Below are 23,907 nucleotides of genomic sequence, written 5' to 3'. Positions count from 1 at the left end.
TGAGTTGCTTTTTTTATACTTCTATAATTCGTGATGTAGTTGTTTTATTATTGAAAGTATCTAAGTAAAAATCAATTCTACCAACACGTACACCATAACATCCAACTTGGTTTACCAATACTTCTTTTCCTTCTGTGTTTAAAACAATTGTAGGTTTGTCTAAAAATGTATGTGTATGCCCGCCAATGATTAAATCAATATTTTTGGTTTTTAATGCTAAATCCAAATCAGAAATCATTTGTGCATTTTCAGCATATTTATAGCCCAAATGTGATAAACAAATAATCAAATCGCACTTAAGATCATCCTTTAAAATACGAGTCATGTCTTGAGTAATTTCAATAGGATTATTCCAAACTGTTTCTCCGTATTCTGTTTTGTTTACTAAACCTTCTAATTTAACACCTAAACCAAAAATACCAATTCTTACACCTTCTTTTTCAAATACTTGATAAGGCTTTGTTAAACCATTCATTAAAGTATTTTTAAAATCATAATTAGCATTAATAATGCTAAAATTAGCTTTAACAACTTGCTCTGCTAATCCATTTACGCCATTGTCAAATTCATGATTACCTATGGTGGTAGCATCATATTGCAAAAGATTCATTACTTTAATTTCAAGCTCTCCTCCATAATAATTAAAGTAGGGTGTACCTTGAAACATATCACCAGCATCTAAAATTAAAGTATTAGGATTTTCTTTTTTGATATTGTTAAAAATTGTGGCTCTTTTAGCTGCACCACCTTGATTAGGAAACTTAGGATCGTTAGCTGAAAAAGGATCTAAATGACTATGTGTATCATTAGTGTGCAAAATAGTAATGTGCTTACTTTTGTTATTTGTAAAACTACTTAAACTTAAACCACCAATGGTTAACAAAGCTGTAGATGCAGTAGTTTTGTAGATAAAATCGCGTCTTTTCATTATTCAAAAATTATCCTTGGTTGTGTTGATGGTGTTAAAGTGTCTTTTGCGGTAAAATAGTTAATAAACATGTTTCTTAACTTATAGTCTAAAGGATACGATGTTTGCGCTTTTAGAAAAAAAGTCATGTTATCGCCTCCTTTTGCTAAATAATCGTTAGTAATAAAGTAGTAAATTGTATTCTTATCAATGCTTTTTTGATTGATTTTAATATCCTTTATCGTATCATCTTTAACTATAATTTCAATTCCACTTAAAGGATGCGCTACTTTATTAGTTAAAATATATTGTGCCATTTCATAAACAGCACTTCCTTTTAAGCCTAACACAATAGCACTGTTTTCAAAAGGCATGATATCAAAAGCGGTACGGGTTGTAACAGATCCTTTAGGTATGGTAGCACGTATGCCTCCATAATTCAGCATACAAAAATCGATCTTCTTGCCATATCTTTTTTCAAAAATAAAGTTTCCTTGTTCTAGAATAGCATCTGCATAAAAATTAGTCATTTTGTTTTGCCATTTTGCTTCCGTTCTATCCAAATCATAGGGATTGTAAGCAAGAACTTTAGATAAATCTTTTTCAATATGATTTCTGTAAGGCGTTAAAAATGAATCAATAGCGGTGTTGTCTATTATATTTTGATTTATTTCAATATAATTGCCCTTAATTTTTGTAATTGCTTTTTTTTGCGGGGTACAAGCTCCAACTAAAAGAAAACAACTTATACCAATACCAACATTAAAAAAATGCTTAGAAACACTGTTTTTTTTCATGATTTTTAACTCAAAATAAGTAACTTTGTTTGATTACAAAATTACAATGAATATTTTGTAAACTTTAGAAATTAGCTTATTTTATTATAAAAATGAAATCATTTGTAGGAACAGGAGTTGCATTGATTACTCCATTTAAAAAAGATTTAACAGTTGATGTTGAGGCTTTAAAAAGAATTGTAGCACATAATATTGAAGGAGGTGTTGAATATTTAGTAGTGTTAGGAACAACTGCTGAAACAGCTACTTTAACTAAGGATGAGCAAGCTTTGGTTAAGCAAACAATTATAGAAGCTAATAATGGTAAGTTGCCTTTGGTTTTAGGTGTTGGCGGTAATAATACCATGCAGGTTGTAAGTGAGTTAAACGCTGAAAATTTAAAAGGTTTTGATGCAATTTTATCAGTATCTCCTTATTATAACAAACCTACGCAAGAAGGAATTTATCAACATTTTAAGGCTATTGCAGAAAAGTCGCCTTTGCCAATTATTATTTACAATGTACCAGGGCGTACGTCAAGCAATATGTTGCCAAGTACAGTTGTGCGTTTAGCTAATGATTTTAAAAATATTATAGGAATTAAAGAAGCTGCTGGCGATGTTGTGCAAGCAATGGAATTAATTCGTAAAACACCTAAAGGCTTTTTAGTGATTTCGGGCGATGATATCATTACATTACCAATGGTTTTAGCAGGAGGCGCAGGGGTTATCTCAGTAATTGGGGAAGCTTATCCAAAAGAGTTTTCAGAAATGGTTCGTTTAGGTTTAAACAGAAAAGTAAACGAAGCTTATGAAATTCATTATAAATTAACAGATGCTATTAACATGATTTTTGAACAAGGCAACCCTGGTGGTGTAAAAGAATTGTTTATGCATTTAGGTTTATGTGACAATAATTTAAGATTACCTTTAGTAAATGTTAACGATGATTTATCAAATAGATTAGCATCTTTCGTTAAAAAATTTCTAACTTTATAAAAAAGAAAAATAAATATGTTATCAAAAGAGTTACAAACAGCATTAAATAATCAAGTAAAAATAGAAGGCGATTCATCACAAATTTATCTAGCTATGGCTGGTTGGGCAGAATGCCAAGGTTTTGAAGGTATTGCTTCTTTTATGTATGCACAATCTGATGAGGAGCGTATGCATATGTTAAAATTAATAAAATACATCAATCAAAGAGGGGGCGAGGCTACCATACCAGCTGTTGAGAAACCATCTTTAGATCATTCATCATTCAAAACATTGTTTAGTCAATTGTTTGAGCATGAGGTTTTTGTATCAAAAAGTATTAATGATTTAGTACATATTTCGTTACAAGAACGCGATTATGCTACACATAATTTTTTACAATGGTATGTGGCTGAACAAATTGAGGAAGAATCAACTGCGCGCACTATTTTAGATAAAATTAACTTAATTGGCGATGATAAAGGTGGATTGTATTTGTTTGATAATGACATCAAAAAATTTCCATTACAACAAGCTGATCAAGGAATATAATAATTTAACGAATTATTAAGTTGAATTCTATAAAAAGATGTCTTATTTTGGGACATCTTTTTTGTTGAAAAGATATTGTAGTATAAAAAGATAAATAGTAACTTTGCATTTGCTATTAAATCAAATAGATTTAGTATAAACACAAAACAATTTATGAAACACATTTCGTATGTATTTTTTACAGCATTAGTATTAGCAAGCTGTTCGCCTCTTCAAAAAGCTTTAAAAGTTGATGATACTGCTTATAAAAATGAAGTTGCCGATCAATTATACGAAAAAGGAAAGTATAAACAAGCTATTCGCTTATATGAGCAAATTGAAAAGAAAGAAGGATGGACTTCCAATTTTCAATCTATGTATTACAAATACAGTAAAGCATATTATAACTCTCGTAAATGGGAAGCTTCAAAACCAATGTTTCAAAAATTTAATTTGTTGTATTTGTCAAGTCCAAATCGTGAGGAAACAATGTTCTTAGAGGCAATGTCAGCTTATGAAATGTCAGAAGTTTTTACATTAGACCAGCATGTAACTTATGAAGGAATTCAAAAATTTGATACTTTTTTAACTGCTTATCCAGATTCACAATACAAGGATCAAGCATTAAAAAACTCTAAAGAGTTAAAAGAGAAAATCGAGCGTAAAGCATTTGAATCGGCAAAATTATACAACAAAATTGGTGAATATACACGTGATTATAATGCAGCAATTGTAGCTTTAGATAACTTTTTATTAGATTATCCGGGTACTGTTTACAAAACCGATGCGTTATATTATAAATATGATTCAGCATACAAATTAGCTTTAAACAGTGTTTATTCTAAAATGGAAGAACGTTTAAAGAAAGCCATAGATTATCATGATGATTTGGTTTCTTATGAGCCAAATACTAAGTATAAAGAAGAAGCAGATAAAATGCTTGAAAGATTAAAGAAAGAATTACAACAATTTGCAACTAAATAAGGAAATGGATTTAAAGAAAACACAAGCTCCGGTAAACACAGTTACCTACAACAAATTAGAAGTTGAAAAACCAACAGGTAATATTTACGAAGCAATTACAATTATTGCTAAAAGAGCTAACCAAATCAATACCGAAATTAAAAAGGAATTAATTGATAAGTTAGATGAGTTTGCAACTTATAATGATAGCTTAGATGAAGTTTTTGAAAACAAAGAGCAAATCGAAGTATCAAAATATTACGAAAAATTACCAAAACCACACGCTTTAGCAGTAGAAGAGTGGTTAAAAGGAGACATAACATTTAAAGAATAGATACAAAAATGTCTGTATTAAGCGGTAAAAGAATTATTCTGGGAATTTCAGGGGGTATTGCCGCTTATAAAACGGCACATTTAGTACGATTATTAATAAAAGCAGGTGCGCAGGTTCAAGTAATCATGACACCTGCTTCTTGTGCTTTTGTAAGTCCGTTAACATTAGCTACATTATCTAAAAGACCTGTTTATACCCAATTTGAAAAAGATTTTGGTGAGTGGACCAACCATGTTGAATTAGGCTTATGGGCCGATTTAATTGTTATGGCTCCAACAACAGCCAATACTTTAGCTAAAATGGCAAATGGCTTGTGCGATAATTTATTGTTAGCTACTTATTTGTCAGCAAAATGTCCTATTTACTTTGCACCTGCAATGGATTTAGATATGTTTGCTCATCCTACAACCAAAACAAATATTCAATTACTTAAAAGCTTTGGTGCTATAGAAATTCCTTCAGAATTTGGAGAATTAGCCTCTGGTTTAGTAGGTCAGGGTAGAATGGCAGAACCTGAAAATATAGTTAAAGTACTTGAAGATACACTTCTACAGAAACAAGATTTAACAGGGAAAAAAGTTTTAATTACTGCAGGTCCTACTTATGAACCTATAGATCCGGTGCGCTTTATTGGAAATCATTCAACAGGTAAAATGGGGTTTGATATTGCTATTGAAGCGGCAAAACGGGGTGCAGAAGTACATTTAATTTCTGGGCCTACTTCTTTGCAAATAAATGATAATCGCATCAATTTAATAAGAGTACAATCTGCTCAAGAAATGTACAATGCTTGTCATGAATTGTATGCGCAATCAGACATTGTTATTGGCGCAGCTGCTGTTGCCGATTATAGACCCAAAGTAGTTGCTTCGCAAAAAATTAAGAAAAACGACGAAGAGTTTACTATTGTCCTAGAGAAAAATCCTGATATTTTGGCTTCTTTAGGCGCTATTAAAACTTCGCAATATTTAGTTGGCTTTGCTTTAGAAACTGAAAATGAAGTTGAATATGCAAAATCAAAGCTTAAAAAGAAAAATTTAGATTTAATTGTATTAAATTCGTTAAACGATAAAGGTGCTGGTTTTGGAAAACCAACAAATAAAGTTACTTTTATTGATAAAGATTTTAATGTTTATCCACAAGAATTAAAATCAAAAGAAGCGGTTGCAAAGGATATTATCAATCAAATTGTTTTAAATTATGCTAAATAAACTTATTGTTTTAATTGTATTATTAGTTAGTTTCTCTGGAATTTCACAAGAATTAAATGCCACTGTTACCATAAATTCTGATAGAGTACAGCAAACAAATAAACAGGTGTTTACTACATTGCAAAATGCCATGCGCGATTTTTTAAACAATAATAAGTTTACCAATATAAATGTAAAACGCAATGAATTAATTGATTGTAATGTTATGTTAATTGTTAATGAGTACGATGCTAATGCTAATTCTTTTGTAGGAACTATGCAAATTCAAACATCTCGTCCTGTTTTCAATTCTGGTTATGGTACAACTGTTTTTAATTTTAACGATAAAAATATAAGTTTCAACTATATTGAATTTGAACCTTTAGTAAATTCTGAAAATGCTATTTCTTCAAAATTAGTAGGTTTGTTAAGTTTTTACGCCAATATGATCATTGGTATGGATGCCGATACTTTTGCTTTAAATGGCGGTACAGCAAATTACCAAAAGGCTGCAAATGTGGTATCTATGATGCAACAAGCAAGTGATAAAGGTTGGACATCAGGAGAAACAAACAATAGAAATGCTTTGGTAAATGATATTTTATCAAATGCTTTTTCACCTTACCGCGAGGCTTTGTATGAATATCATATAAAAGGGTTGGATGTAATGGCAGATAGTCCTGAGCAAGCAAAAGCAGGCATTTCTAATGCAATTTCAATATTATCTAACATTCATCGTAATAGACCTAATGCATTAACAACGCGTATATTTTTTGATGCTAAGTCTGATGAAATTACCAAAGTATTCAGCGCAGGACCAAAAACGGATAATACGCAACTTATTGAAACTTTAACGCGTATTAGTCCTTTAAACGGTGCAAAATGGAACCGTATGTAATCTTTATTGTTTGTAATGTTAACACACTTATCTATTAAAAATTTTGCGTTAATTGCGCATTCAACAATTGATTTTAGTACAAAATTGACCATAATTACTGGCGAAACTGGTGCCGGAAAATCAATTCTATTAGATGCTTTAGGATTGGTTTTAGGAAAACGCGCCGATTTAAATTCATTACGTAATAAAGAAGAAAAATGTGTGATTGAAGCAACTTTTTCTATTAACGCTTACCATTTAGAGTCTTTATTTACCTCACTTGATTTAGATTACGAGCCAGAAACTATCATTAGAAGAGAAATTTTACCTACAGGTAAATCGCGTGCTTTTGTGAACGACGTTCCTACTACTTTGCAAAATCTACAGCAATTAGGCGAGGTTTTAATTGATATTCACACACAACATCAAACCCAAGATTTATTTAATGAAGCATACCAATTAAATTTAATTGATGTTTTTGCTCAAAATGAATCCTTATTAAAAGACTATCAACAACAGTTACAACAATACAAAAAGTTACAACAACAGCTTGTTTTTTTAAAGGATAAGCAATCACAATCGGCTAAAGAGCAAGATTATAACTTGTTTTTATTAGATGAATTAAACAATGCCAATTTAAAAGCAGGTGAACAGGAAGAGTTAGAAGCTCAGTTTTCTGTTTTAGATAATGTTGAAAAAGTAGGCGGTTTGTTAGAACAAAGCTATGCTATTTTAACAAACGAAGAATTGGGTGTAAATAAGCAATTATACGAAGCTAAGTTGCAATTGCAAAAGCTAGCCCAGGTTAGTAATCAATACCAATCAATTAGTGAGCGAATAGAAAGTAGTTTTATTGAATTGGAAGATATTGCCGATGAATTGCAAAATAGCTTACAAAATGTAACTGCAGATCCTCAACAATTAGAACTCATCAATCAAAAATTGCAGTTAATTTATCAATTGCAAAAAAAGCATAATGTTTCTACAGTAGAAGAATTGTTAGAAATAGAAACAAGTTTGTCTTTTCAAGTGTCTGAAACTGAAGGTTTAGATAGTGAAATTCAACTTATTGAAAATCAAATAGTAAATAAAGAATCAGAACTTAATGTATTAGCAGTAAGTTTAAGAGAAAGACGTTTGGCAGTGTTACCCCAAATAAGCGATGAAATTACCTCTTTAATTAAACCGTTGGGTATGCCAAATGCACAATTTGATATCCAATTAATTTCAAAAGAAATGTTTCAAACAACAGGAAAAGATGATGTTCAATGGTTGTTTTCAGCAAATAAAGGACTACAATTTGGGTTGTTAAAGAAAACAGCTTCTGGCGGTGAATTATCACGAATTATGTTAGCTATTAAGTCTATTTTAGCAGCTAAAAGTAATTTGCCAACCATTATTTTTGATGAAATTGATACAGGAGTTTCTGGCGATGTTGCAGATAAAATGGGTAACATTATGAAAGAAATGGGTAACCATATGCAAATTTTTGCCATTACGCATTTGCCACAAGTAGCCGCTAAAGGAAATCAACATTTTAAAGTAACCAAATTTGATGATGATGTTGCTACAATTTCGGATATTAAATCTTTAAGCCAAGAAGAACGTATTCAAGAAATTGCCCAAATGCTTTCTGGAAACGAAATTACCAATGCGGCTTTAGAACACGCTAAGCAACTGCTTAATTAAACAGCTAATGAAGTATTGCTTTTTATTTTGGTGTATTTTATTGCTAGTTAGTTGTCAATCACCAGTAAAAGATACACATCAAACTACCGTTTTAGTGAAGCAATATAAAGGATTTCCTAAAAACGAAGTTGATACGGTAACAACTATTTTACAAAAAGTTTATGGTGTCAAAGTAATTATTGCTCAAAATCAAGAGTTATATGAAAATGCTTTTATTGATGTAAAATCGCCTCGATACAGGGCAGATAGTATCATAAAATTGCAAAAAGCAGACTTAAAAGATTCTATTGATTATATTTTAGGATTGACCTCAAAAGATATTTCTACTACCAAAAAAGACGATTCAGGAAATGTAAAAAAACCTGAATATAAATACCAAGATTGGGGCATTATGGGGTTGGCTTATTGTCCAGGAAATAGTTGTGTTGTTTCTTCTTTTCGCATCAAACATAAAAATAAAGCAGTTTATTTTGATCGATTAAAAAAGGTATCGGTCCACGAATTTGGACATAATTTGGGTTTACCGCATTGCCCTGATAAAAAATGCGTGATGACCGATGCTGTTGAAAGTGTAAAGACTATTGATAACGCAAAATTGAAGTTATGCAACAATTGTAATGCTAAAATTTAATGAATATTTCTACAGGTTTTAACGATATATTAAAATCCTACAAGGTTGTAAAACCTTGCAGGATATCAAAATTTAATAATTTCCGTTTAATAAAGTACCGCCAATAGGCGCTTTGGCTTCTAAACCTAATTTCTTCATCATTTCGTACGTTGTACAAACTGCAGCTGATGTAACAGGTATACCGATTTCTTTTTCAATTAAATCAATAGCTTCTAACGAAGGCATTTGCACACAAGCCGAAACCACCAATACATCAATTCCTGTTAAATCTAATTGCTTATAAATTTGCAATAAATTCATTGGATCTTGAGCTGCAACTTCTAAATTATCAGGAATTTCAAGGGCAATACTTTCTTTTACTTTAATACCTTGATGTTCGATATAATCAACAACTAAATCAGTTAACGGACGCATATAAGGTGTAATTACTGAAATAGTTTTAGCACCTAAAACATTCAATCCATTAATTAAAGCGCCTGCCGAAGTTACAATAGGCGTAGGAAAATCGTTTGCTACGGTTTCTTGATGCAAGTTTACTTCAGATACACAATGATAGCCTTTACCCATACTCATTATGGCAACTAAACAAGCATAACCCATTACATCAACATGTGCATCAGATAATTCGGTAGCGCATTTTAAACTCATGGTATCCATTGCTTCCAATTCTTCTTTGGTTACCTTTTTCATACGCATTCTGCTTGAATGAAACGTGAATTTTTCAGGAAGAATGGTTTCTCGAGCTCTAAAAATAGCAGGGATTTCGGTTTCCATGGTTACATTTGATGACGGAACAATTTGACCAATTCTATATGTCTTTTTCATTTTAAATTTCTTTTACTGTATTTGTTAACGTTCCAATGCCTTCAACAAAACATTCCATTACATCGCCGTTTTTCATCCATTCTTGCGGATTTCTACCAGCACCAACGCCAGCAGGAGTTCCAGTAGCAATGATATCGCCAGGTTCAAGTGTAAAAACAATACTTAAGTCTTCGATTAAATCGTTAATATTGAACAACATAAATTGCGTGTTTGAATTTTGTTTTTCAACTCCGTTTAATTTTAGCGAAAGATTTAAGTTGTGAGGGTTTTCAATCTCGTCTTTTGTGATTAAGAAAGGTCCCATTGGTGCAAAGGTATCTTGACCTTTAGAAACAATCCATTGACCTTCTCTGCGGCAATCGCGCGCCGAAATATCGTTTATAATAGTATAACCAAAAACATATTCTAATGCGTCCTGTTTCGCAACGTATTTTCCTTTCTTACCTATAACAACGGCTAATTCAACCTCCCAATCTAATTGTTGCGTAAGCTTTGTATTTAAAAGTACGTTTGTATTTGGACCCGTAACCGTTGTTGGTGGTTTAGAAAAAATGATAGGTTTAGTTGGCAGTTTACCTGTTGTATCTAAAGTTCTTGCGCTTTCGGCAACGTGTTCGCTATAATTTAACCCAATACCAATAATATTTTTTCTTGGTTTAGGAATAGGTGCTACAATAGTAATTTCGTTTAAATCGTAGCTAATTTCATTTAATTCAGCTTCAGAAACATCTGCAACCAAGCTATTGATTTCATCAATTACCTCAATTCCCATATCAATTAATTCTAATAAGGTATTTGGTAAAGGGAAATTGGTTAATTCTCCAAAATCTTCTAAATCAACAGCTTTATTGTTGTGTACAAAAGCTGCACGTTGCTCGTTATCTGATGTTAAATAAGTTAATAGTTTCATTTTAAGGAATATATTAAATTTTCTTTTTTATTATTAATTTGTAAAGTGTTACGAAGAATAAAGCAGACCAAAACACAATGCTTATGTATCCAATTACAATTGAAAATTGATCTTTGTTAGATATTAGTCTAACACCTAAAAGTATGAATATAAATGATAGTATAAATGTAAGTAATGGATTAGATTTTTTCATAAATTATTCTTTAATAACTGTTTGATATCCTTCATTTTCTTCAAAAATACGTTCTTGAAACAATCCTAACTTTTCAATTACAGGTAAATCGTTAAAACAAAACAAACAAGCATCTTCGGTATCAGATGTATTATGATGCTCGTGCCAAGCCCAAGAAGGCACACAAAAAATATCGCGTGCTGCCCAATCAAAACGTTTTCCATTAATGATAGAATAGCCACTTCCTTTTGCACATTGATACACAAAAGAACCTGTATGTTTGTGTGCTTTTCCTTTAAATCCTTTTGGTAATAATTGAATAGAAGCACCCATGGTTTGCATCACATGATCACCGTTTAAAGGGTTGGTATAGTTCATAAGAATACCATCGTACGGATTTGGTTCATTCACTTTTTCGGCTTCTAACAAGGCTGGATAAACTACTTTCCACGAATATTTAAATAAAGGCGAATAAGGTTTGTTCCATTCTTTATCGGGCGGAATTAATCCTGTGCCTCCGTACGTCATTGGCGAATAGTTTAAGGGCGCAATCAATTCTTGCGTACCATCGTACACCGCATAATCATTTGCTTCTAACGCATTAACCAACGGAATATCTAAACCATCTTGCCAAATACAGGTTTTTCCGCCTGCTTCAACACCATGCTCGTGCCAAGTTGAGTTAGGAGTAATGACAAAATCATTGACTTCTAACATAATTTTATTGCCATCAACAACCGTATATCCGCCTTCGCCCTCCATAATAAAACGAAGCGCTGATGCTTTATGACGATGTGCCGATGTAAATTCTCCAGGACGTGTAACTTGAATACCGGTATACAACCAACCCACAGCTGCACTAACATCTTTGCGGTTATCGTTTACCAAATAAACTACTCGGCGACCTGCTTGTTCGGGAGTTACTAACTCGGATGATTTTAAAACCAAATGACGTAAATCGTTGTATTTCCATAACATAGGAATAGATTTACTTTTAGGTTCCCAAGGTTCAATATCGTTAGCAACCGTCCATAAAGCGCCTGCACCTAAACCTTCAAGCTCTTTGTAATAAGCTTCAAGCTCTGGCGTGTCTTGTACGCGTGCTCTACCGTATTGATCATCTGAATGATTTTCGTTCATAATTTAAGTTTGTTAGTTGGTTATAGGTTGTCTTGAGATTTATCAACAAAAGTGATTTTTTTTGTAGGAGCCACATTTACTCGTAAATCAAAGATATCAAAACGATTGTAATGTCCTAATATATCGTGCATTTGCTTTGGTTGAATGCATTTCGATAAATCGATATCTGCATATACCATTCCTTCTTCATCAATTAAAGGCGTGCCAATAACGGCTCCGTTTGGACCGATAAATCCAGAAAAGGCGCTGCTTTTTCTATCTAATAATTCATCTACATTAGGAACATCAGCACGTAAAGCATCTTTAATTTCTTGTGAAATGGTTGAACATGATACAATGGTAAACAACTTGCCTTCGAAAGAATGCGCTGCAGCACGAATTTTAATTGCTTCTGCCATATCATAATCGGGTGGGGCAACAGGTAACGAAATATAATTGGCAATATGAATTAACTCTCCTTGAGAAAGCAGTGTAAAGCGAGCCAATGTATTGGTGTTTTCGCCACAAGCTAAGGTACCCAACGGACCAACTTCGGTATTGTATACTTTTAATGACGAACCATCACCACTTGTCCAAGTTAGTTTTTCAGCCCAAGTAGGAACCAATTTTCTATGTTTACCAATTACTTCTCCGTTATGATTGATGATTAAATTGGTATTGTATATTTCGCCGTAACTATCGCCACGTTCGTTAATGCCTATAACTACTGTTATTTTATATTCTTTTGCGGCATTGTATAACGCTTGCATAGAGGCATCGTTTACAGCAACCGAGTTTTTATACAATTCTTCATACCATTTACTGCCTTGTACAGGTGTCATAATCCAATTCCAATACGGATATCCAGCAATAAATACTTCTGGAAAAGCAATTAGTTGCGCTCCGTTTTCGTGTGCTTCTTTTATAAACGCTATGGCTTTGTCAATGGTTTTCTCTACATTTAAAAAAACAGGAGAAGTTTGTACTGTAGCCGCTTTAAATTTTTTAAAATCAATCATAATTTAATTATTTTCAATGATAAAAGGAGTAATTCTCTTAATGGTTTCTTCGTTAAAAACTACCGATTTAATTTCTTTTCTGTCTTCGGCAATGGCAACATTTACCAAAGTAACCTCGCCTTGCAGGCAAATGTCTCCGTTTTGATGCTCAAATACAAAACCACACACAACAGATGCCGACCCTAACTTAATAACCCATAGCTTTTTAATTAAGGTATCGCCAATACGAGCTGCCTTTTTAAATTGCACTTTTAAATCGACAGTTGGTATGCCGTTGGTTTCGTGTATTTTAGAAAAAGGTCGGTTTAAAGCTTCTTCAAACCAATCTTCTACTAAATCGTTTAGCATTTCTAAGAATCGTGGATAGAATACTATTCCTGCAAAATCGGTATGTCTAAAACGTATTTGTTCTTCTTTTATAAAATAGTTCATTATATTATTGTTTATTCTGATAAATCTTTAATGCACTGTTCTCTAATACTCCAAATTTCGTTTAGCGAGTAGGTAATATTAGGATTTTCATTTAACCAATCTATCAAAAAGTTTTTATGTATTTGAATTTTAGTTTGATTTATTTCACTTGGTTTTATATCGATTTCATAAACTAAATCAGTAGCAAAGTCTGTAGCTGAACTATTCATTCTTGTGAAATCAAAAATTTTACCTTTATATTTTAAATAATTATGAGCTTCTGGTATATACTCTAAATTATATTCTTTTAATGTTTTAGCAATTTTAAACGTATTTTGAGCATTCATTCTAAAAATACCTAAAATCAATTGCATCTCATTAAAATTATTTTCATCGGCTACTTGCTTTAATAAAGCATGTTTTGTACTACAAGTTCCTTTGTTGTCTATAAAAACGGTTGATAAATTATCTTTATCAGCATTTCTTCCGTATGGTAATTTTTGAATATATGTAATTGCTTGATGAAAAGTTAACATATTTCTTTTTAGAAATTCTAAAGATATTTCTCCTTTTGTTTCAATGTTAAAATTAGGAAGCTTATTCATATACCAGGTCTTAATACTTAAATCTAAAATCTACTACTTACTTTAATTTAAAACGCTGAATTTTACCTGTTTCGGTTTTAGGTAAACGTTCCATAAAGTTAATCATTCTTGGGTATTTATACGGCGCTGCTTTTTCCTTAAACCAATTTTGAAGCTCTGTAGCAAACTCTTTTGATGCTTTTTCGTGATTTTTTAATACAATATGCGCGCAAACCAACATACCTCGTTCGGCATCAGGAATACCTACTACCGCACATTCGGCAATATCGTTGTGTTGTAACAAAACACTTTCCACTTCAATTGCAGCAATGTTGTAGCCCGATGAAATAATCATATCATCGCCACGGGCAACAAACCAAAAGAAACCGTCTTCGTCTTGTTTAAAGACATCACCCGTAATGTTCCATCCATTTTCAACATATTCCCTTTGTTTTTCGGGTCTGTTTAAATATTTACAACCCGTGATGCCTCTCACAGCCAATCTACCCGGAGTATTTCTATCTACCTCGTTCCCTTTATTATCTACCACTTTAGCTTCGTAACCTGTAACGGCAACTCCTGTAGCACCCGGACGGATGTTTTCAGCATTAGATGAAATAAAGATGTGTAACATTTCAGTAGCACCAATTCCGTCGATGATTTTTAAACCAGTAGTTGCATACCAATCTTCCCATATCTTTAAAGGAAGTGTTTCACCAGCCGATACACATTTTCTTAAACTTGAAATGTTGTAGTCTTTTGATTTTTCGGTTAAAATACGCCAAGCAGTAGGAGCCGTAAAACACACTGTAACCTCATACTTTTCTATGGTTTGTAATAAAATATCTGGATTTGGCTTTTCTATTAACACAGTGCTTGCCCCATAGTACATTGGAAACAACACCAAGCCGCCTAAACCAAAGGTAAACCCAATAGGAGGGGTGCCTGTAAAGACATCTTTTGGTGTGGGTTGTAACGAAAATGCAGGAAAAGCTTCGCAAATATTCAAGATATCTTTATGGTAATGCGCTGTCATTTTAGGATTTCCTGTAGTACCCGATGTAAAACCAATCAAGGCAATGTCATTAGCTTTTGTAGGATGATTCTGAAAAGTGGTAGGTTTGGATGCAATTAAGGCATCAAACAACGCTTCACCAAAGAAAGAGGTTGATTTTACAAAAGCAGAAGCTATTAAATGCACTTCTTCTGCTAACGAATAATCTGATATAACGTGTGCAATTTCGGCACATTCAATCATGGTTTCTAATTCTTTTGCGCGAAGTAAAGGCATGGTTGCCACTACAATACCGCCTACTTTTAATACTGCAAACCAACAAGCTACCATTAGAGCGTTGTTGCATGAGCGCAATAACACGCGGCTGTCTGGTTTTACGTGTAAATCATCAACCAATACGTGTGCTATTTGATTGGCTTTTGCTAACAAATCATCGTATGTCCATAATATATCATTTGAATATATGCACGGACGGTTGCCATTGCCTTGCTTGCAATGCATATCAAGAAGTTGTTCTACACAATTTAGATTTTCTGGTTGGTTAAACTGGGGTAAATCTAAAAAGGAATACTTTGGTTGTAGATCGTTTTTTGGTAAATGATCTTTAGCAAATGTATCTTTCATGTTTATTTCTTGTTGCTTTTAGGTTTTAATGCCCTTTTCATTTTCTCGGTTTGCTTTCTGTTGGCTTGTTCAGCTGCGTATAAAGGTGTCATTCCTTTTTGGTATGCTGCAGGAACATCATCTATTTCAACCCCTTCATAAGCTTGTGCTTTCCTAACAAAATACGGGTCTAACATTAAAGGTTTGCCTAAGGCAACCATATCTGCTTTACCACTTAGTATAATGGTATTTATTTGATCGATATCTGTAATAGAACCTGCTGTAATGGTAGGTACATTTACGGTATTGCGAACCATATCTGAAAACGGAACTTGAAACATACGCCCCGTTTTAGGCTGTTGATGAGGCACCGTATTACCTGTTGATACATTAATAACATCGGCGCCGGCAGTTTTAAAAGCATTTGCAATAGCAATAACATCTGTTTCGGTAATACCACCATCGGCCCAATCGTTTGCTGAGATACGTACCGATATAGGTTTGTCTTGTGGAAACGCATTACGCACTGCATGAAATACACGTAAAGGAAAACGCAGACGGTTTTCTATGCTTCCGCCGTATTCATCAGTTCGAGTGTTGGTTAATGGCGATAAAAACGATGCCAATAAAAAGCCATGATGTGCTTGTAACTCAATCATATCAAAGCCTGCTTGTTGGGCATTGTTAGTAGCTTGTACAAATTGTTGCACCACTTCGTCCATTTGGGTGATCGATAATTCGGTAGGTATGTTGCTTTCTTCTGAAAACGGAATGGCCGATGCCGAAATTAAAGCATTTGTTGTGGTGCCTTTTCTACCTGCATGCCCTAATTGTATAGCAATTTTTGCTTGTGTATGTTGGTGTATAAAATCGTTTATGTTTTTCCACGCCAAAGTTTGTTCGTTGGTATAAATACCTGTGCACGTTTCGCCAATTCTACCGTTAGCACATACCGCTGTTTTCTCGGTTATTATTAAACCTACGCCACCAATTGCACGCGATGTGTAATGTTGAAAGTGCCATTGATTCACCATACCGTTTTGTGCCATGTACTGACTCATTGATGTTAGCGCAATTCTATTCGATACTACCATATTTCGTAATTGAAACGGCGTAAATGCAGGACTATTTGATGTAAAATGATAACGCTCTTTAAACTCATTCAATACTTTATCGGTATATGATTGATCGCGTAAACGTAAGTTTTCATAGGTTACTTTCTTAGAACGCGTCATGCATCCAAAAGAAAATTGATAAAAAGGAAACGCTTTGTAACGGTTCATATGCTCAAACCAATCTAAAGAAACGGTAGCAGCGTACTGTATCATTTCCACTGGGTTTCTTCTTGTAGCCTCGTATTGCTTAAAAGCGGCTTGTACATTGGTAGGGTTTGCCACAATAGCATCATGTAAGCCAATAGCACAATCCATAGCAAGCTTGGTTCCAGAGCCAATAGAGAAATGAGCGGTTGCCTTAGCATCGCCTAATAATACAATGTTGTTATAAGACCAGTTTTTATTGGTCACATGAGGGAACTGTCGCCAGTGTGATTTGTTGGTAATTAACCCATGACCATCTAATTCTTCCTTAAAAATAGCGGTTAATTTGGTAACAGTATCTTCTTCGTTCTCTACTTCAAATTGTAATTGCTGCCATGTTTCATTGCTACACTCAAAAATCCAAGTACTCATGCCTTCTTCGTACTGATAAGTGTGTGCTACTATAAGTCCGTAAGGGGTACTTCTAAAGAAATAGGTAAAAGCATCTAAAGGTTTGGTAGATCCCATCCATACAAATCGATTGCTTTTTAATTGAATGTTGGTGCCAAATTGTTCTTTATACAACGTACGCACGGTACTACCAATACCATCGGCTGCTATAATGATGTCTGATGTACTAAATTGAGCTACATCGTCAATGTTTTGTTCAAAGTGCAAACCAACTCCTTCTTCATTACAACGCTGATGCAGTAATTTTAATAACGTTTTACGCGAACATCCGCAAAAACCATTACCACCAGCACTTACCTGTTCGCCATCTTTTGCCACAATAATATCATCCCAATAGGCAAATTTGCTACGAATAAGCTCGTACGATTGCATATCACGCTTTAAGAATTCGCCCAAAGTTTCATCCGAAAATACCACACCAAAGCCAAAACTATCATCGGGTTTGTTGCGTTCGTACACATCAATTTCAAAATGTGGAAACGCTTTTTTGGTAAGAATAGAAAAATATAAGCCACCTGGGCCACCACCAATAACAGTTATTTTCATAAAGGACGTTTAATTGAGAATACTTTGCCTAAGGTACCGTAGTTTGATCCTGCCAAACGCGCCACAGGCTTGTATTTATCTAAGTTAATGTAATAGTTGTCTAATAAAATATCATCGGCAATATGTATCATTTTTACTTTGCCAATAACCACACAGGCACCGCCATTGGTATGATCTTCTAAAAAGTAATGATGCACCATTTCGCACTCAAAGTGTGCTTTAGCTTCTTGTACGCGCATTGGTTTAATGGTTTCGCACGCAATAGGCGTAAGGTTGGCAATAGCAAACTCATCTTGGGTTGCAGAGGCGCTAATTGATGTAGTATTCATGGCATCAACCAAATCTTCGGTAACCAAATTCACCACAAATTCTTTGTTGGCTAATACATTATTTAACGTGTCTTTGTTTTTATTGCCCGTGCGTACGGTAGAAAACATAACGTGTGGCGGATCTTCGCCTACCACATTAAAGAACGAAAAAGGAGCAAGGTTGTTAATACCGTTGGCATCAATGCTTGATATCCACCCAATAGGGCGCGGAATTACCAAACCCGTTAATAGTTTATAGAGTATACTTGAATTAGTATCTTGCACTAAAATTTGCATAAAAAAATATAGTTTATACAAATAAAGCAAAAAAACGCTTATATAGTTACTGTTTGCGCACAATTTATACATAATTTAAAGTGCTAAATAGATAAAGAATCCTACAGTAACTGTAATATTATGTATAGTGATAAAAAAGAGTTGTTTGTATTTTTTATTTTTAACCATTACCGCACCTTATTTTTAATAAACCGCAAGTACCACACTTGCGGTTTTGTTTTTTAATGTATCTTTAGTTTTAAACATTTATAATGTTATATACTTATGAAAAATAATTTAAAGCTTATATCTTTTATAATAAGTTTGCTATATGTGTTTGTAGCTACAATTGTTGTAATGGTTTCTTTTTCCAAGTATGAAATAATGGGGTTTGATCATAATCATCCTTTATGGATATTTTTTGCAATAGTAACAATACCTGCAAATTTTTTACTATGGGTTTTAGTAATGGTTGATAATTCTTTTTTATCTATTGCCATACTACAAACCATTATTTTTTTAATATTCTGGTTTTGTTTGTATAATGCAATTAAAATGAATCAATCTAATAGAACAGATTATTGAAAACATCCATCCAAATAAAACAAAAATCCCAACCACATGGTTGGGATTTCTTGTATACTAATAACTACTTAAAGCAACTTATCACGGATATTCAAAAGGAGTTGCGTTTAGTAAAACAACAAATGATATTATTTATTGGCGATGTATGTGGTAAAATGTATCTATGTTGTTAGTATTTATCTAAAACAAAAATATAGCTTCAGTTAGTTTTATTTTTTGATATTAAGAAAAAAAAATTGATCAATAGTCATACTGTACTTCCACAGTTCAATCTAGAACATTGAATTTAAAACCAAAAAATCATTTCAATTCGTAATTCATAATTTTAAATTCGTAATTAACTCTTCTTTGTTACTATTTAAATATAATGTATAAGATATAATGCATAAATTGCTATATTTGTAATTTATGCATGCTTTATTATACGTTATTGATACATAATCAAAGGATAGTTTATTGTCTAAAATAATACGCAATAATACTTATATTTAACAAATATGAATAATATAATAGACATTAATGTTTTGTCAGACAAAGCACTTCTTCAAAAAATAGGTTACTTTATTCAGCAAACAAGAATAAAGCAAAATATGACACAGAACGATTTGGCAAAAAAAGCAACCATTAGTCGTTCCATGCTTAGTTTAATAGAGCGTGGAGATAACATATCCTTGGTAAATCTCATCAAAATATTACGCATATTAGATGCTTTATATGTCTTAATCAATTTTGATATAACAGAAGAGCTTAGTCCAATACAATTGGCTAAGGGTGAAAAACAACCTCGTAAAAGAGCTTCTAAAATAAGCAACCCAAATACAGATACAGAAGATTTAGGATGGTAACAACAGCTTTTATAAACATATACAAACAACGTGTTGGTGCTGTTGCCTGGGATGAGAAAAGAGGTATTGCTAATTTTGAGTATGATTCAAAATTTAAATTAGAACAATTGCCTATTGCACCCATTAAAATGCCAGCAAAAAATAGAATCTACAATTTTCCAGAATTTAGAGATAGTGAAACATTTAAGGGTTTGCCAGGGCTTTTAGCTGATGCGTTACCCGATAGATATGGAAAAGATTTAATTAATGCTTGGTTAGCCCGTCAAGGTAGACCAGATGATAGTTTAAATCCAGTAGAGCTTTTGTGTTTTATTGGAAAAAGAGGAATGGGTGCCTTAGAATTTGAACCTGTTTTAGCTAAAGAAACGCCATCTTATGAGATTGAATTAACCGATTTAATAGAAACAACAAAAGCATTATTAACAAACAAAGAAGATCTAAACATTACAACTAAGAATAAAATGGAAGATGTAATGATGGATGTTCTAAAAATGGGAACCTCGGCAGGTGGTGCACGTCCAAAAGCAATTATTGCATATAATGAAATAACAGGACAAATAAAATCTGGTCAAACATTAGCAGATGAAGGTTTTGAGCATTGGTTAATTAAGTTTGATGAGGTAAGCGATGTGCAGTTTGGTGAATCTAAAGGATACGGTAGGGTAGAAATGGCATATTATAAAATGGCAACCGACTTTGGTATCGAAATGATGGAATCTCGATTAATCGAAGAAAATAACCGCGTGCATTTTATGACCAAACGATTTGATCGAGTAAAAGGCAATCAAAAAATACATACGCAAACCCTATGTGCATTACAGCATTATGATTTTGCCAATATCACCTCTTATAGCTATGAGCAAGTATTTCAAACCATGCGTCAATTAAGGTTAACATACACAGAAGCAGAACAAATGTATAAGCGAATGGTGTTCAATGTAATGGCACGCAATTGTGATGATCATACCAAAAATTTCTCATTCTTAATGGATCAATCAGGAAAATGGAAATTAGCACCCGCCTATGATATATGTTTTGCATATCGTCCAGATAGTTACTGGGTAAGTCAACATAATTTGAGTATTAACGGAAAACGTAAAGATTTTTTACGTAAAGATTTATTGACGATTGCAGAGCAAAACTCTATTCGCAACCCAGAGTTGGTGCTTGATAAATGTATTGAAATTGTGAAAAACTGGAGAAAATATGCCGAAGAATATCAAGTAGATGAGAATAAAATAAAGCTAATAGATCAAATACTTTTAAAAGAACTCAAATAAATTCAAAGAACAATTCAACACATAGCTTTATACCTATTTCGCTTCGTCACTCGTTACTATATTACTTCGTCACTAATTCCCATTCAGGAGCTAGGGGACTTTTATATTATCACAAAATAGTTTACATTTGTTTCATATAGAAAGAAAAACAAGAAAAAACACAGTCATGAAAATAGGAATCACTTTTAGCGCTTTCGATTTGTTGCACGCAGGCCATATTAAAATGTTAGAGGATGCAAAGCGCCAATGCGATTATTTAATAGTTGGGTTACAAACCGACCCTACATTAGATCGACCTGAAAAAAATAAACCCATTCAAACCGTTGTAGAGCGTTACATACAATTAAAAGCATGTAAATCGGTTGATGAAATAGTACCTTATGCTACAGAACAAGATTTAGAAGATATTCTTCGTTCTTTTAAGATTGATGTACGTATTTTAGGTGATGAGTATAAAGAGAAAAGCTTTACAGATCGCATGTATTGTGAAGAAAAAGGCATTGAATTGTACTACAACAGCAGAGACCACCGTTTTTCAAGCTCAGGTTTACGTCAGATTGTAGCAAATGAAGAAACAAAAAAATTAAACGGACAATTAAAATAGAAAAGTAGAGCTTTAAAGCTATGCGTTCTTCCAAACAATTCCCATGAAAAACATTCTCGTTACAGGCGGTTTAGGCTACATTGGTTCGCACACGGTAGTAGCATTGCAAAATGCTGGTTTTAATGTGTTGATTATTGATGATTTATCCAATACACAAGAAGCCGTATTGCATAAAATTACAGCCATTACACAAAAGCAACCAGCTTATTTTAATATTGATCTTAAAGACCAACAAAAAGTAAATGCTTTTTTTAGTGAAAATGCAATTAATGGCATCATTCACTTTGCAGCTTACAAAGCAGTAGGGGAGTCGGTTGAAAAACCATTAATGTACTACCGTAACAACATGGTGGGCTTGTTAAATATGTTAGAGGCAATGGAAACCTACAAAGTAGATAACTTCATTTTCTCTTCTTCATGTACTGTTTATGGTCAAGCAGATCAAATGCCTATTCATGAAAAAACACCACTAAAAAAGCCAGAAGCACCTTACGGAAACACCAAAAAAATGGGTGAAGAAATAATTGAAGATTTTGTAAAGGCAAGTACTAAAAATGCAATTGCATTACGATATTTTAATCCAGTAGGTTCACATCAATCTGCTTTAATAGGCGAGTTACCAAACGGAATTCCAAACAACTTAGTACCATATGTAACACAAACCGCAATGGGTATTAGAGAGCAATTAGGTGTCTTTGGAAATGATTATGATACTCGTGATGGTACTGCTATTCGCGATTATATTGATGTGAACGATTTAGCTGATGCACACGTAAAAGCGGTACAACGATTATTAAATAAAAAGAACAAACAAAATATAGAGTTCTTTAATTTAGGATCGGGTACAGGTTCAACGGTTTTAGAAATTGTCAATGCTTTTGAAAAAGCAAACAGCATCAAAATCAAGTATGAGATTAAGCCACGCAGAGCAGGAGATATCGAACAAGCTTATGCCGATTATTCCTTAGCAAAACAAGAATTAGACTGGCAACCAACCACTAGTTTAGAAACATCCATGCAAACCGCTTGGCAATTCCAACAGCAGTTACAAGATAAATAGAATACAAAAAAGGAGTAGCAATTAGTATGTTACTCCTTTTTTTGTTTCTAGATTGACCAGTATTGCAACAATAGCTGAGCATTCTAAGATAAAAGCAAATTTTTAAGTAGTTAATTTCACAAAAGGCTCTTCTCTTTTTACGACAGCAAATATTCTAAGTACAATTTTGTTTGCTACTGCATTAAGAGCGGTTAGTTTATGTTTCCCTTTTTCAATTTTATCGAGATAATAGTTTCTTAATTGAGGATCGTGTTGTATAGCAGATCCTGCTGCATTAAACAGAATAGTCTTAAGGGTTTTATCTCTGAGAAAATGTGTTTTAGTCCGACCTTTTATGCTGCTTCCTGATTGATATGGAAACGGTGCTAACCCACAATGACAATTGAATTTACGCGCATCAGTAAACTTCATAAAATTATCTGTTTCAATAATGCATTTCAATGCTGTAATGGGACCTACACCAATTATCCTAGTAATTTTTTTGTACGAAAGCTGTAATTCATCTATAGATTTTAGGATATCCATCATTTCTTTTTCTAAAGCTTTGATTGTTTTTTCAATGACATTTAATTGTTGATTTTCAAGCCTAATTAGCTTTTTTATATCCACTTTCGTTGCTAAAATCTCTTCGGCTTTCAAACTGTTTTTAATCTGTACAGCAATTTTCACATAACGTTCTCTAGCTGTCATTAAGACTTTTAATTTCCTCAAACCTTCACTTGGGAGTTTAAATGGGCTTAGCTTATGTTTATTCCCAATGGTATACTCTGCGATTCTGTAAGCATCAACAACATCAGATTTTCCACGTTGAATACCCAACGAACGCTGGAGATCTAAAGGATTGATTATATAATACACAAATTTTGAATCTTCCAAAACCCAAGCTAATAGGGCTCCGTAGTGACCTGTGTGTTCAAAACTGATTATTGTATTTTCAACATCAAACTCTCGTAACCACTTCAGAATAGCTTTTTCTTCATTAGCAATGGTTCCTTTACCAATTTTTGAATGATTTTCTACATCTAAGATGCAATAATCAAGTGTATCTTTGGATACGTCAACACCAATTACATTTTTTTTCATAATTTTAGATTTAGGAAAATAACTCTGGCAACCAATTGGTTTTATTGCTAACGCTATTAA

Annotated in this window: 24 protein-coding genes; 12 read left to right on the top strand and 12 right to left on the bottom strand. The window is 33.2% G+C overall.

Features of this window, described 5'->3' with window-relative positions; translation table 11 throughout:
• Positions 1 to 13 precede the first annotated feature (13 nt).
• Both H1R17_RS12195 and H1R17_RS12190 read right to left on the bottom strand, forming a co-directional pair.
• Positions 14 to 928: a bifunctional UDP-sugar hydrolase/5'-nucleotidase gene (locus H1R17_RS12195; protein WP_163432844.1), complete on the bottom strand. Its 915-nt coding sequence runs from the start codon at positions 926 to 928 to the stop codon at positions 14 to 16.
• Positions 928 to 1,704 (bottom strand): 5'-nucleotidase C-terminal domain-containing protein, encoded by a 777-nt coding sequence (locus H1R17_RS12190; protein ID WP_163432843.1) that lies wholly within the window; start codon positions 1,702 to 1,704, stop codon positions 928 to 930. Before H1R17_RS12190 ends, H1R17_RS12195 begins: the two co-directional genes overlap by 1 nt.
• Before the next feature lie 92 nt (positions 1,705 to 1,796).
• Here H1R17_RS12190 and dapA point away from each other — a divergent pair, with 92 nt between their 5' ends.
• From dapA to H1R17_RS12150, 8 genes are all read left to right on the top strand, one after another.
• Positions 1,797 to 2,681 carry a 4-hydroxy-tetrahydrodipicolinate synthase gene (dapA, locus tag H1R17_RS12185; protein WP_163432842.1) on the top strand — a complete coding sequence of 295 codons (885 nt, stop codon included), beginning with the start codon at positions 1,797 to 1,799 and terminating at the stop codon, positions 2,679 to 2,681.
• A gap of 15 nt (positions 2,682 to 2,696) precedes the next feature.
• Entirely contained in the window at positions 2,697 to 3,209 is a 513-nt protein-coding gene (locus H1R17_RS12180) for a ferritin (RefSeq protein ID WP_163432841.1), read from the top strand.
• A 153-nt stretch (positions 3,210 to 3,362) separates the two neighbouring features.
• Complete coding sequence (locus H1R17_RS12175) at positions 3,363 to 4,172, top strand: outer membrane protein assembly factor BamD (protein WP_163432840.1); 810 nt, start codon at positions 3,363 to 3,365, stop codon at positions 4,170 to 4,172.
• A 4-nt stretch (positions 4,173 to 4,176) separates the two neighbouring features.
• Positions 4,177 to 4,485: a DNA-directed RNA polymerase subunit omega gene (locus H1R17_RS12170; RefSeq protein ID WP_163432839.1), complete on the top strand. Its 309-nt coding sequence runs from the start codon at positions 4,177 to 4,179 to the stop codon at positions 4,483 to 4,485.
• Between the two features lie 8 nt (positions 4,486 to 4,493).
• On the top strand, positions 4,494 to 5,696 hold the full coding sequence (gene coaBC, locus H1R17_RS12165) for a bifunctional phosphopantothenoylcysteine decarboxylase/phosphopantothenate--cysteine ligase CoaBC (protein ID WP_163432838.1): 1,203 nt from the start codon (positions 4,494 to 4,496) through the stop codon (positions 5,694 to 5,696).
• Positions 5,686 to 6,573 (top strand): DUF4835 family protein, encoded by an 888-nt coding sequence (locus H1R17_RS12160; RefSeq protein WP_163432837.1) that lies wholly within the window; start codon positions 5,686 to 5,688, stop codon positions 6,571 to 6,573. Before coaBC ends, H1R17_RS12160 begins: the two co-directional genes overlap by 11 nt.
• Positions 6,574 to 6,588: 15 nt before the next feature.
• The gene (recN, locus tag H1R17_RS12155) at positions 6,589 to 8,241 is read left to right on the top strand and encodes a DNA repair protein RecN (RefSeq protein WP_163432836.1); all 1,653 of its coding nucleotides are present in this window, start codon (positions 6,589 to 6,591) and stop codon (positions 8,239 to 8,241) included.
• A gap of 7 nt (positions 8,242 to 8,248) precedes the next feature.
• Positions 8,249 to 8,872, top strand: a complete 624-nt coding sequence (locus H1R17_RS12150) for a matrixin family metalloprotease (RefSeq protein WP_163432835.1) — start codon at positions 8,249 to 8,251, stop codon at positions 8,870 to 8,872.
• Between the two features lie 72 nt (positions 8,873 to 8,944).
• Here H1R17_RS12150 and H1R17_RS12145 read toward each other — a convergent pair whose 3' ends face one another.
• The 9 genes from H1R17_RS12145 to H1R17_RS12105 all read right to left on the bottom strand — a co-directional run bounded on the left by H1R17_RS12145 (position 8,945) and on the right by H1R17_RS12105 (position 18,411).
• Positions 8,945 to 9,697: an Asp/Glu racemase gene (locus H1R17_RS12145; protein ID WP_163432834.1), complete on the bottom strand. Its 753-nt coding sequence runs from the start codon at positions 9,695 to 9,697 to the stop codon at positions 8,945 to 8,947.
• 1 nt (position 9,698) lies between these two features.
• A complete protein-coding gene (locus H1R17_RS12140) occupies positions 9,699 to 10,607 on the bottom strand; it encodes a fumarylacetoacetate hydrolase family protein (protein ID WP_163432833.1) in 909 nt (302 codons plus the stop codon).
• A 196-nt stretch (positions 10,608 to 10,803) separates the two neighbouring features.
• Positions 10,804 to 11,919, bottom strand: a complete 1,116-nt coding sequence (locus H1R17_RS12135; protein WP_163432832.1) for a cupin domain-containing protein — start codon at positions 11,917 to 11,919, stop codon at positions 10,804 to 10,806.
• Between the two features lie 20 nt (positions 11,920 to 11,939).
• Positions 11,940 to 12,917, bottom strand: a complete 978-nt coding sequence (locus tag H1R17_RS12130; protein WP_163432831.1) for a carbon-nitrogen hydrolase family protein — start codon at positions 12,915 to 12,917, stop codon at positions 11,940 to 11,942.
• A gap of 3 nt (positions 12,918 to 12,920) precedes the next feature.
• Complete coding sequence (locus H1R17_RS12125; protein WP_163432830.1) at positions 12,921 to 13,349, bottom strand: thioesterase family protein; 429 nt, start codon at positions 13,347 to 13,349, stop codon at positions 12,921 to 12,923.
• A gap of 11 nt (positions 13,350 to 13,360) precedes the next feature.
• Complete coding sequence (locus H1R17_RS12120; RefSeq protein WP_163432829.1) at positions 13,361 to 13,933, bottom strand: hypothetical protein; 573 nt, start codon at positions 13,931 to 13,933, stop codon at positions 13,361 to 13,363.
• Between the two features lie 37 nt (positions 13,934 to 13,970).
• Positions 13,971 to 15,551: an AMP-binding protein gene (locus H1R17_RS12115; RefSeq protein WP_163432828.1), complete on the bottom strand. Its 1,581-nt coding sequence runs from the start codon at positions 15,549 to 15,551 to the stop codon at positions 13,971 to 13,973.
• A 2-nt stretch (positions 15,552 to 15,553) separates the two neighbouring features.
• Positions 15,554 to 17,806, bottom strand: a complete 2,253-nt coding sequence (locus tag H1R17_RS12110; RefSeq protein WP_163432827.1) for an FAD-dependent monooxygenase — start codon at positions 17,804 to 17,806, stop codon at positions 15,554 to 15,556.
• On the bottom strand, positions 17,803 to 18,411 hold the full coding sequence (locus tag H1R17_RS12105; RefSeq protein WP_163432826.1) for a flavin reductase family protein: 609 nt from the start codon (positions 18,409 to 18,411) through the stop codon (positions 17,803 to 17,805). The genes H1R17_RS12110 and H1R17_RS12105 overlap by 4 nt, the downstream gene beginning before the upstream one ends.
• Before the next feature lie 1,061 nt (positions 18,412 to 19,472).
• Between H1R17_RS12105 and H1R17_RS12100 the strand changes: the two genes are divergently transcribed.
• From H1R17_RS12100 to galE, 4 genes are all read left to right on the top strand, one after another.
• Positions 19,473 to 19,820 carry a helix-turn-helix domain-containing protein gene (locus H1R17_RS12100; RefSeq protein ID WP_163432825.1) on the top strand — a complete coding sequence of 116 codons (348 nt, stop codon included), beginning with the start codon at positions 19,473 to 19,475 and terminating at the stop codon, positions 19,818 to 19,820.
• Entirely contained in the window at positions 19,814 to 21,100 is a 1,287-nt protein-coding gene (locus H1R17_RS12095) for a type II toxin-antitoxin system HipA family toxin (protein WP_163432824.1), read from the top strand. Before H1R17_RS12100 ends, H1R17_RS12095 begins: the two co-directional genes overlap by 7 nt.
• 166 nt (positions 21,101 to 21,266) lie before the next feature.
• The gene (locus H1R17_RS12090) at positions 21,267 to 21,704 is read left to right on the top strand and encodes an adenylyltransferase/cytidyltransferase family protein (RefSeq protein ID WP_163432823.1); all 438 of its coding nucleotides are present in this window, start codon (positions 21,267 to 21,269) and stop codon (positions 21,702 to 21,704) included.
• 43 nt (positions 21,705 to 21,747) lie between these two features.
• The gene (galE, locus tag H1R17_RS12085; RefSeq protein WP_163432822.1) at positions 21,748 to 22,764 is read left to right on the top strand and encodes a UDP-glucose 4-epimerase GalE; all 1,017 of its coding nucleotides are present in this window, start codon (positions 21,748 to 21,750) and stop codon (positions 22,762 to 22,764) included.
• Between the two features lie 102 nt (positions 22,765 to 22,866).
• Here the strand turns inward: galE and H1R17_RS12080 are convergent, their stop codons facing one another.
• Positions 22,867 to 23,847 (bottom strand): IS110 family transposase, encoded by a 981-nt coding sequence (locus H1R17_RS12080; protein ID WP_163433153.1) that lies wholly within the window; start codon positions 23,845 to 23,847, stop codon positions 22,867 to 22,869.
• Positions 23,848 to 23,907 lie beyond the last annotated feature (60 nt).

The sequence above is a fragment of the Flavobacterium sp. xlx-214 genome (assembly GCF_013874595.1).
GTDB lineage: Bacteria > Bacteroidota > Bacteroidia > Flavobacteriales > Flavobacteriaceae > Flavobacterium.
This window is presented reverse-complemented; position numbering and strand designations above follow the sequence as displayed.